General features: G+C 40.7%; 12 protein-coding genes. 7 read left to right on the forward strand and 5 right to left on the reverse strand.

Annotated features, from left to right (window positions below; translation table 11 throughout):
• Positions 1-17 precede the first annotated feature (17 nt).
• The 4 genes from accB to cutA form a co-directional block, all read right to left on the reverse strand.
• Positions 18-482 (reverse strand): acetyl-CoA carboxylase biotin carboxyl carrier protein, encoded by a 465-nt coding sequence (gene accB / locus L652_RS0119900; protein WP_002958842.1) that lies wholly within the window; start codon positions 480-482, stop codon positions 18-20.
• A gap of 38 nt (positions 483-520) precedes the next feature.
• A complete protein-coding gene (gene aroQ, locus L652_RS0119905) occupies positions 521-973 on the reverse strand; it encodes a type II 3-dehydroquinate dehydratase (protein ID WP_002958841.1) in 453 nt (150 codons plus the stop codon).
• 228 nt (positions 974-1,201) lie between these two features.
• Complete coding sequence (locus L652_RS0119910) at positions 1,202-3,031, reverse strand: protein-disulfide reductase DsbD (protein ID WP_024596673.1); 1,830 nt, start codon at positions 3,029-3,031, stop codon at positions 1,202-1,204.
• Positions 3,031-3,351, reverse strand: a complete 321-nt coding sequence (gene cutA, locus L652_RS0119915) for a divalent cation tolerance protein CutA (protein WP_002958839.1) — start codon at positions 3,349-3,351, stop codon at positions 3,031-3,033. Before cutA ends, L652_RS0119910 begins: the two co-directional genes overlap by 1 nt.
• 178 nt (positions 3,352-3,529) lie before the next feature.
• Between cutA and L652_RS0119920 the strand changes: the two genes are divergently transcribed.
• The 5 genes from L652_RS0119920 to L652_RS0119940 all read left to right on the forward strand — a co-directional run bounded on the left by L652_RS0119920 (position 3,530) and on the right by L652_RS0119940 (position 7,048).
• The gene (locus tag L652_RS0119920) at positions 3,530-4,006 is read left to right on the forward strand and encodes an FxsA family protein (RefSeq protein ID WP_002958838.1); all 477 of its coding nucleotides are present in this window, start codon (positions 3,530-3,532) and stop codon (positions 4,004-4,006) included.
• 110 nt (positions 4,007-4,116) lie between these two features.
• On the forward strand, positions 4,117-4,404 hold the full coding sequence (locus L652_RS0119925; RefSeq protein ID WP_002958836.1) for a co-chaperone GroES: 288 nt from the start codon (positions 4,117-4,119) through the stop codon (positions 4,402-4,404).
• Between the two features lie 48 nt (positions 4,405-4,452).
• On the forward strand, positions 4,453-6,102 hold the full coding sequence (groL, locus tag L652_RS0119930; RefSeq protein WP_002958835.1) for a chaperonin GroEL: 1,650 nt from the start codon (positions 4,453-4,455) through the stop codon (positions 6,100-6,102).
• 136 nt (positions 6,103-6,238) lie between these two features.
• Positions 6,239-6,520, forward strand: coding sequence for a hypothetical protein (locus L652_RS0119935; protein ID WP_024596674.1), 282 nt, complete (start codon positions 6,239-6,241; stop codon positions 6,518-6,520).
• 93 nt (positions 6,521-6,613) lie between these two features.
• Positions 6,614-7,048 (forward strand): VOC family protein, encoded by a 435-nt coding sequence (locus L652_RS0119940; protein ID WP_024596675.1) that lies wholly within the window; start codon positions 6,614-6,616, stop codon positions 7,046-7,048.
• A gap of 19 nt (positions 7,049-7,067) precedes the next feature.
• Here L652_RS0119940 and L652_RS0119945 read toward each other — a convergent pair whose 3' ends face one another.
• The gene (locus tag L652_RS0119945) at positions 7,068-8,543 is read right to left on the reverse strand and encodes a bifunctional ADP-dependent NAD(P)H-hydrate dehydratase/NAD(P)H-hydrate epimerase (protein ID WP_024596676.1); all 1,476 of its coding nucleotides are present in this window, start codon (positions 8,541-8,543) and stop codon (positions 7,068-7,070) included.
• A 239-nt stretch (positions 8,544-8,782) separates the two neighbouring features.
• Here L652_RS0119945 and gmk point away from each other — a divergent pair, with 239 nt between their 5' ends.
• A complete protein-coding gene (gene gmk / locus L652_RS0119950) occupies positions 8,783-9,403 on the forward strand; it encodes a guanylate kinase (RefSeq protein WP_024596677.1) in 621 nt (206 codons plus the stop codon).
• 124 nt (positions 9,404-9,527) lie between these two features.
• On the forward strand, positions 9,528-9,791 hold a 264-nt coding region (gene rpoZ / locus L652_RS0119955), incomplete at its 3' end, for a DNA-directed RNA polymerase subunit omega (protein ID WP_024603612.1).

A 9,791-nucleotide genomic window follows, 5' to 3' on the forward strand; every position in this document is an offset into this window, starting at 1 on the left:
CCTTTTAGGTTACGCTATTATTCAATGATGAATAGAGGTTGATCAAATTCTATTGGCTCGCCATTTTCAGCTAAGATAGCTCTTACTGTACCGGCTTTATCTGACTCAATTTGGTTCATCATTTTCATAGCTTCGATAATACAAAGCGTATCGCCAACTTTAACTTGCTGACCAACTTCTACATACGCTGGAGCTTCAGGAGACGCTGCTGCATAAAAAGATCCAACCATTGGTGATTTAACTTGATGGCCAGTAGGTTCTGCTGGAGCTGCTGCTTCAACTGCTACAGGAGCTGCTGCNACTGGAGCAGGGGCTGCTGGCGCTGGTGCATATTGCTGTGGAGCAAATTGCGGGTAACCAGGGCCTGCGCTCATGTTGTTACGGTTAATACGTACTGATTCTTCACCTTCAGTGATTTCTAGCTCAGCAATACCTGATTCTTCTACTAATTCGATAAGCTTCTTTATCTTGCGAATATCCATTACACGACCCGCCTGTTTGTTTGTGTGTTAATTTAAAATTAAATCGAGTTTTTCAACCGGCTCACAGCGGCATTTAATGCTGCGTGGTAACCCATTGCACCTAATCCACATATCACGCCTTGTGCCACATCAGAAAAATACGAATGATGACGAAAGGCTTCACGTGCGTGCACATTACTTAAGTGCACTTCAAAAAACGGAATATCAACACTTAGCAATGCATCACGTAATGCAACGCTTGTATGCGTAAATGCAGCAGGGTTAATTATTATGTAATCAACCGCTTGCCAAGCACTGTGTATTCGCTCAATGAGGGCTTGCTCACTATTACTTTGAAAATGTGCTAACTCAACATCTAGACTATCAGCGGCACTGGTTAGTTCGCTCATAATTTCACTTAGCGTTTGAAAACCGTATTTATCCGGTTCACGTTTGCCAAGCATGTTCAAATTTGGACCATTTATAACTAAAAGGTTAAATTTTGCAGCCATAATACGCGATATATCCTATAAGTAATGAGTTAAGCGGTTGCTAAGTAGTTTTTCGCTTTTAAGCAAGCAGAAAAAAGTAATGTAGCAACAAATTCTCACGTTAACCAACTATTATAGTGATTTCGATGTAAATAGCAGCAAAATACTGGTCCAATCTCTATTTTGGGAACGAATAACTAGGAGGGAGTCGTAAGCCACTTGGTATATCCAAGTGGCTCTATTGCACTATTATTGTGCGCTGGCGCGCACTGTAGCAAGGTGTTTAGCAAAATCTTCTGCGTTTAAAAAGCCGGTTACACGTTGTGTAGTTAGCTCTTTACCTTGGGTGTTAAAAAACAAAATACTAGGTAAACCAAACACAGTGTACTCTTCCATTAACTCAATTGTTTTATTGTCACTGTTAGTTAAATCAACTTGAATTAGCTGATAATGGCTAAATTCACTTTGCACTTTGGCATCTGGAAACGTGTAATGCTCAAACTCTTTACACGCCACACACCAGTCGGCATATAAGTCGACCATAACCATTCGACCTTCATTACTCGCTTGCGCTACGGCTTCTTTTAGCTCAGCTAAATCCGCCACCTTTTTAAACTCATTACTTTGCGAGCTTACTTGCATAGCTTGTACTGGCCAAAAGTAGTTTTTAGTTAACGTAAACCCTGTCATAACTAATAGCGTTGCAGCAAACCATAATGCAGTTTTTAACTTGCTTTGTGTTTGGCTACTTTGCCAGTGATGTAGATAAAGTGCCGTTGCTAATGCAAGCACACCTGCCATTAATAATATAATGTCGGCGCTGATTAGGCGCTCAAGTAATATAAGCGGCACAACAAGCATTACAAAGCCAAACAAGGTTTTAACTTGCTCCATCCAACCACCTGCTTTAGGCAGCAATTTACCGCCAGATGTACCAAGTAATAAAAGTGGTAACCCCATACCTAAACTAAGCACGTATAGTGTTAAACCACCTACTAAGTAATCACCACTTTGCGCAACAAATAAGAGTGCCGCCGACAGTGGCGCTGTAGTACATGGTGATGCAATTAGCCCCGACAGTACGCCCATTAAAAATACGCCAACGTAGTTGCCGCCTTTTTGATTGTTACTTACTTGAGTTAGCTTGCTCATCATACTGCTTGGCAGTTTTATTTCGTACCAACCAAACATCGACATAGCCAATAATACAAATAGTAAACTAAAGCTAACTAGTACAAATGGATGCTGTAAATATCCCTGAACTTGCCCACCAAGCGCCGCAACAACTAAACCAAGCGCCGCATAGGTAACTGCCATGCCTTGTATATATACAAACGACAACGCAAACGCTTTTTTAGTCGAAAGGTTTTGCTGACCCGCAATTAAGCTCGACAAAATAGGAAACATAGGGAATACGCAGGGCGTAAAAGCAAGGCCTACACCAACAACAAAAAATATGAGTAAATTAGTTATTAAGCCCTGACTTGCTAATTGCTCAGTAAAAGTGAGCTCTTTTTCGGTATCATCCGAATTTGTTGTAGGTTCAGTAGTTGGCTCGTTGAGTGCTGCAAATGTACTTTGCGCAGTTGCCGCTTCATCAGTGGCGCTATTTTGATCTACATTTTTAACCTGTGCGCCACTAATAACACTAAGTGGGATGCTAATTACTTCTGGTGGATAGCAAAGCCCTGCTTTTGCACAGCCTTGGTAACGAACTTTAACCACGGCGCCTTCGGTTATATTACTTAGCTTACTAATAACACTCGCGGAATTAAAAAAAACCTCTGTTTTACCAAAAAATTCATCTTCAATAATTTCGCCACGGCCAGAGTCGCCTACTTGAATGTTTGCACCTTTGGCGATAATTTCTATTTTCTTTTTATATAAATAATAGTCTGGCGCTATATCCCAACCTACAAACAAGGTACTGCCTTGCTGGTCAAAATCAAAAACAAACGCTTGGTCTACAGGTAAAAAAGTCTGTTGCGGAGGCCCAAGTAGATCACCAAGCACATTATTAGTCGCAGCCTTTACGGGTACGGTTAATAATGTAACCAACAATAAAAAGAAAAAACGCATTAATTCAGTACCTCGTCCATCCAATTAAAATACGCCAAATTACCGGTTGAAACTTCTACAACCTGAATCTCCGGCACTTCGTAGCTATGTAGCTCTTTTATTGTTAAAAACACATCGTTCATTTTATCTGCTTTTGTTTTTATAAGTAGCTTGGCTTCAGTTGCTTCTGCTACTTCGCCCTCCCACATATAAATAGAGCCCATGTTAGGTAAAATATTTACACAAGCTGCTAGCTTTTTTTCTACCAACGCCCTTGCTAGGCTGCGTGCTTCTGCTTCGTCTTTGCAAGTCGTAAAAATCATTTTAAAATGCGTAGTCATTATGAACCTATTCTTATTGGACAGTGTCTAGCTTCATAGTATCTGATAGCCGATACAATGTGTAGACGCTTAAATATCAGTAAAATGACTATACCTATGCCCTAACCTTGAAAAGAGACCTAGTCACCCTCATTTATATTTCATCAACTCTTTTGAGTGTCATTATTTAGAGAGCGCTATGTTTAGATTTTTATTTGTGTTGTTTATCATCATCCCTATTATCGAAATCGCTTTGCTGATTCAAGTAAGCGATGTGATTGGCGGATTTGCAACAATTGCACTTGTTGTTATTACCGCGATTTTAGGTGCCAAAATGGTTAAAACACAAGGTATGGGTGCGCTGCAAAACGTACAAGCGCAAATGGCGCAAGGGCAAATGCCAGCCAAAGAATTATTTACCGGAATATGCGTTGTAATTGCAGGGGTATTATTACTTACCCCTGGCATTATGACCGACGTGTTTGGGTTACTATTATTAACGCCTGCAATTCGTAACAAACTGGCCGCAGGTCTTGCTAGCCAAGCAACTGTTAGAATGAGCGCAGGTAGGCAACAAGGGCCATCGCCGTTTGCTGGGCAGCAACATGCTGAACGAGAGCAAGGGCAAATGGAACGACCAACGACTATTGATGGCGAATATGAGCGAAAAGATTAAAAATTTATCATTTTTTCTCTTGGAATTTTACACTCTACCCCCATTAATGAATGCAAATTAGAAAAGCTTTTTTCTGTACTGTTCAGAAACTGTTAGGAGAACTAAAAAACATGAACATTCGTCCTTTACAAGATCGCGTAATCGTTAAACGTCTAGAAGAAGAAACAAAATCTGCTGGCGGTATTGTATTAACTGGCTCTGCAGCTGAAAAATCAACTCGCGGAGAAGTTGTAGCCGTAGGTAATGGTCGCGTTTTAGATAACGGTGACGTGAGAGCGTTAGAAGTTAAAGCCGGTGACACTGTGTTATTTGGCTCATATGTTGAAAAAGTTGAAAAGATCGAAGGTCAAGAGTACCTGATCATGCGTGAAGATAATATTTTAGGCATTGTAGGCTAAACCTACTTTTCGTTTATAAACATTTAAGAATTTAGAGGAATTTAAAACATGGCAGCAAAAGAAGTACTTTTTGCAGGTGACGCACGCGCTAAAATGCTAACTGGCGTAAACATCCTGGCAAACGCAGTAAAAGTTACATTAGGTCCTAAAGGCCGTAACGTTGTACTAGACAAATCATTTGGCTCTCCAGTTATCACTAAAGATGGTGTATCTGTAGCAAAAGAAATCGAACTTGAAGACAAGTTTGAAAACATGGGCGCACAAATGGTTAAAGAAGTTGCATCTAAAGCAAATGATGCAGCCGGCGATGGTACAACTACCGCTACAGTACTTGCACAGTCTATTGTTAATGAAGGCCTTAAAGCTGTTGCAGCAGGCATGAATCCAATGGATCTTAAGCGCGGCATCGACAAAGCAGTTATTGCTGCTGTTGCAGAGCTTAAAGCGTTATCTGTTCCTTGTTCTGATACTAAAGCAATTGCACAAGTAGGTACTATTTCAGCTAACTCTGATCAAGAGATTGGTAATATCATTGCTCAAGCAATGGAAAAAGTAGGCCGCAACAGTGGTGTTATTACTGTAGAAGAAGGTCAATCACTTGAAAACGAACTAGATGTTGTTGAAGGCATGCAGTTTGACCGTGGTTACTTATCTCCTTACTTTATTAACAGCCCAGAAAAAGGCACTGTTGAACTAGATAACCCATTTATTCTACTTGTAGATAAAAAAATATCTAACATCCGTGAATTATTACCAACATTAGAAGCGGTTGCTAAAGCAAGTAAACCACTACTAATCATTGCAGAAGACCTTGAAGGCGAAGCACTAGCTACATTAGTAGTTAATAACATGCGCGGTATTGTTAAAGTATCAGCTGTTAAAGCACCTGGCTTTGGCGATCGTCGTAAAGCAATGCTACAAGATATTGCTGTATTAACTGGCGGTACTGTTATTTCTGAAGAAATCGGCTTAGAGCTTGAAAAAGCAACAGTTGAAGACCTAGGTACAGCTAAACGCGTAATTATCACTAAAGATGATACAACTATCATTGATGGTGCTGGCGAAGAAGCGGGTATTACTGGTCGTGTTTCTCAAATTAAAGCACAAATTGAAGAAGCTACATCTGACTACGATAAAGAAAAACTTCAAGAGCGCATGGCTAAACTAGCTGGCGGTGTTGCAGTTATCAAAGTAGGTGCTGCTACTGAAATCGAAATGAAAGAGAAAAAAGACCGCGTTGAAGATGCATTAAATGCAACTCGTGCAGCGGTTGAAGAAGGCGTAGTACCTGGCGGCGGTGTTGCACTTGTACGTGCTGCTAGCAAGCTAGTTGATTTAGTTGGCGACAACGAAGATCAAAACCACGGTATTAAAGTTGCACTTCGTGCGATGGAAGCACCACTTCGTCAAATCGTAACTAACGCAGGCGACGAAGCATCAGTTGTAATTAACGCAGTTAAAGGCGGCGATGGTAACTACGGTTACAACGCAGCAACTGGCGAATACAACGACATGATTGAAATGGGTATCCTAGATCCAACTAAAGTAACACGCTCTGCGCTACAGTTTGCAGGGTCTATTGCGGGTCTAATGATCACTACTGAAGCAATGGTAGCTGAAATCCCTAAAGACGAATCTGCTGGTGCACCTGATATGGGTGGCATGGGCGGAATGGGTGGTATGGGCGGAATGATGTGATAAACATCCCCGTTTAAGCACCTCGCTTATATAAAAAACCAGCTTCGGCTGGTTTTTTGCTTTTTAGAATAAAAATCATTGATATTGTTTAATTTATACCCATACCTAAGTTGCGTATAACTAAGATTTATATTAAATGGATTTATTAAATAATAACGAAATATTCATCTTCTTTGTTTTTGTTGCTCTTGTGACTGGGTTATTTTCATTCGTAGTTTGGGCTATGCTCAAAATGGTCACGTGGGGTAAAAGTATGTCTAAGGGGGCTTATTTATTTTTAGCATTCTTTCCGCTTATTTCTATTATTCCTATCCCACCACCTACATACGAAAATGTACAAAAAGCAAAACAAGAACAAAGAAAACGCAAAGAAGACTCAGGTGATCCACCCGATGATGAAGACGAACTCGTAAGTTAATTCATATTACATACTGCGGGCATATACCCTACTTGATCGTTTGCTAAATAAGATAAAAAGCACATTTATTTAATAGTACGGAGTAAACCAAACATGACTAACGTTCAACAGCATATCGGCAGCATTGCATTAGTTGTTAAGGACTACGACGAGGCCATTGAGTTTTATGCTCAAAAGCTCAACTTTGAGTTAGTAGAGGATACTAACTTAGAAGATGGTAAACGCTGGGTGTTAATTTCACCTCCAAATTCAAACGGGGCTAATTCAAACGAAACTAATTCGAGCAGGACTAATCTGCTGCTTGCTAAAGCCACAACGCCAGAACAAATTAGCGCTATTGGTAATCAAACGGGTGGTCGCGTGTTTTTATTTTTGCATACTAATGATTTCTGGCGAGATTATAATTTAATGCTTTCTAAAGGCGTTACATTTAACGAAGAGCCTAGAGTAGAACCCTATGGCACCGTAGTGGTTTTTGAAGACCTATATGGTACAAAATGGGATTTATTACAGCTTAATAATCAGTGAGATAAAGTGACGCTTAAACTCACGTCACTTTATTAACTAACTCTCTTACAACTGGGAATAAATCACTGGGTAGCATTCCCCTTTGCCCATCTCGCTCACTTGCGATATCACCGGCTTTAGCGTGCAGTGTTACACCATAGCGTGCTGCTTCATCAATAGTTAAACCTTGAGCAAGTAATGCCCCAATAATACCAGTGAGTACGTCGCCACTGCCGCCAACTGCCAGTGCTGGGTTGCCATCTTCACACACCCACGTGTGCTGGGCATTATCTATTAATGTTCCTGCGCCTTTTAATACACAAGTCGCGTTATAGCGCTTGGCGCAAAGGCGAGCATAATTAAAGCGGTCTGATTCTATGTCGCTGGTACTAACACTTAGCAGTCGCGAAGCTTCGCCTGGATGTGGCGTAAGTACGCATTGCTCTAACACATACGATGAGGCTTGCTTAGCGAGTAAATTAAGGGCGTCTGCATCTATAACCAATGGCATTTTATTGTTTTGGCAATATTGCATTACTTCATCGAATGTTTGTTGTGCCCACTCGTCTTGCCCAAGCCCTGGGCCAATAACAACGCAGCTTGCCCACTCTAGCGCTTGATGTAAGTTATTACTGCTTACCATAAGCTCTGGTCTGCCAATACTAATAGGCGTTATTGAGCTTTCGTGTGTATACACCCTTACCATGCCAGCACCCGTTCTAAGAGCTGCTTCACTACTTAACCTAATTGCACCTGCAGTACCTTGATTGCCACCAACACATAAAAGCTTGCCATGGCTGCCTTTGTGACTATTGATTGCCCGCGTGGCAATTCCTTTAAAGCTATTAATATTTATCAAGGTTCCTGATGATTGAGCTATACAAGTAAACGCATCGCCAATTGCTAAATCATCAAAAACTAACTTACCGCTATATTGTTTACCTGCCGTCGTTGTGAGCCCTTGCTTTATACCTACAAAAGTAACGGTTGAAGTAGCTTGTACTGCGCACCCTAAAGGCTGTCCTGTATTTGCTTCAATGCCTGATGGAATATCAATGCTTATTACGGGCTTACCACTGTTATTTACAGCGTTAATTATATTCGCAAAATTATCGCGCACGGCGCTATTAAGCCCAGTACCAAGGAGCGCATCAATAACGATATCGCACTCATTAAGAGCATCTTTTGTAAAATGAGAAACCACCCCACCCGCTTCTATCCATAGCTGCTGCGCTTTTGCAGCATCACCTTTTAATGTTTTTTCGGGTTCAGCAGCGCATACTGTTACCTTTTTACCTGATTGCATAATAAGCCTAGCTACAACGTAACCGTCTCCAGCGTTGTTACCATGGCCAACAATGACTAATGTATGCTGCGCATCAAATAACTGCCATTGCTTATATACAGCCTCTCCTGCACGCTGCATTAGGGTAAATAAATCGCAATGACTATTTTTAGCCGCTAAAGCTTCATTATCTCTTACTTGTTGTGCGGTAAATAAGGTTTTATTAAGCATAAAGGCTCCTTTAATTGGTGATACTTCACCTTATCAAATACTTATATCTAGCGGCTAGTTCTGTTGGCAATTTTAAACTGCGATTTTATTTAAAGTCTAACACTCCCACTTCAATTTGAGCATGGCTCACTTGAGCACGTCTAACTTGAGCAAGGTGAGCTAATTAAAGTACAATGCAGTTAATTAAAGGCTTGGTTTACTTGTAATCCAAGCCTGTTTATTTTTAGGTAGAGAAAAGCATGGCACAAACTCGCGGTAACTTATTTATTTTATCAGCCCCTTCAGGTGCTGGTAAATCAAGCTTAATCAATGCGTTATTAAAAAAACACGCTGATATGAAAGTATCTGTATCACATACAACTCGCGCCCCTCGCCCAGGCGAAGAAAATGGTGTGCATTATCACTTTGCATCTACAGACGAATTTAAAGCGCTTATTGCCAAAGATGACTTTTTTGAATGGGCTCAAGTATTCGATAATTACTACGGCACATCAAAGCAAGCTATTGAGTCGCAACTTGATGCGGGTATTGATGTGTTTTTAGATATTGATTGGCAAGGCGCGCAACAAGTGCGCGAAATAATGCCAAGCGTGAAAACTATTTTTATACTACCTCCTTCAAAAGAAGAGTTAGAGCAACGCTTAAATAATCGTGGCCAAGATTCGGCTGAGGTTATTGCCTCTCGTATGGCAAAAGCACAATCTGAAACATCACATTATAACGAATACGACTATGTAATTGTTAATGATGACTTTGAGAGCGCGCTTGGCGACATAGAAATGATTGTAATGGCTCAGCGCTTAACCCTAAAAGCGCAAGAAGAACGCCATCAAGTTTTACTAAATAGCCTGCTTAAATAATTTAAGTCTATTTAAATCAGGCTTAGACAAGTAAAACTGATAAAAATTGAACACTGGCTATTGGCGAAAGTGGCTGCTTGCAGTAAACTACGTCTTTGATTTAAATTATTTTTGGAGTGCTGTGATGGCCCGCGTAACAGTTGAAGATGCAGTAGATGCAGTTGGTAATCGTTTTGACTTAATTTTAGTTGCGGCTCGTCGTGCCCGCCAAATTGCTGTTGGTGGTAAAACTCCACTAGTAGACCCTGAAAACGATAAGCCAACGGTAGTTGCTTTACGTGAAATTGAATTAGGTTTAGTTGATAGCTCTTCAATGGACTTAATTGACCGTGAAGAACAACAACACCAAGAAGCAGCTGAATTAGCTGCTGTTGCCGCTATTGTTGGT

The sequence above is a fragment of the Pseudoalteromonas sp. TB25 genome (genome assembly GCF_000497995.1).
Lineage (GTDB): Bacteria > Pseudomonadota > Gammaproteobacteria > Enterobacterales > Alteromonadaceae > Pseudoalteromonas > Pseudoalteromonas distincta.

Coding starts and splice junctions, on each gene's coding strand:
- aroQ (WP_002958841.1), bottom strand. CDS start 973: ATGGCTGCAAAATTTAACCTTTTAGTTATAAATGGTCCAAATTTGAAC.
- L652_RS0119910 (WP_024596673.1), bottom strand. CDS start 3,031: ATGCGTTTTTTCTTTTTATTGTTGGTTACATTATTAACCGTACCCGTA.
- cutA (WP_002958839.1), bottom strand. CDS start 3,351: ATGACTACGCATTTTAAAATGATTTTTACGACTTGCAAAGACGAAGCA.
- L652_RS0119920 (WP_002958838.1), top strand. CDS start 3,530: ATGTTTAGATTTTTATTTGTGTTGTTTATCATCATCCCTATTATCGAA.
- L652_RS0119925 (WP_002958836.1), top strand. CDS start 4,117: ATGAACATTCGTCCTTTACAAGATCGCGTAATCGTTAAACGTCTAGAA.
- groL (WP_002958835.1), top strand. CDS start 4,453: ATGGCAGCAAAAGAAGTACTTTTTGCAGGTGACGCACGCGCTAAAATG.
- L652_RS0119935 (WP_024596674.1), top strand. CDS start 6,239: ATGGATTTATTAAATAATAACGAAATATTCATCTTCTTTGTTTTTGTT.
- L652_RS0119940 (WP_024596675.1), top strand. CDS start 6,614: ATGACTAACGTTCAACAGCATATCGGCAGCATTGCATTAGTTGTTAAG.
- L652_RS0119945 (WP_024596676.1), bottom strand. CDS start 8,543: ATGCTTAATAAAACCTTATTTACCGCACAACAAGTAAGAGATAATGAA.
- gmk (WP_024596677.1), top strand. CDS start 8,783: ATGGCACAAACTCGCGGTAACTTATTTATTTTATCAGCCCCTTCAGGT.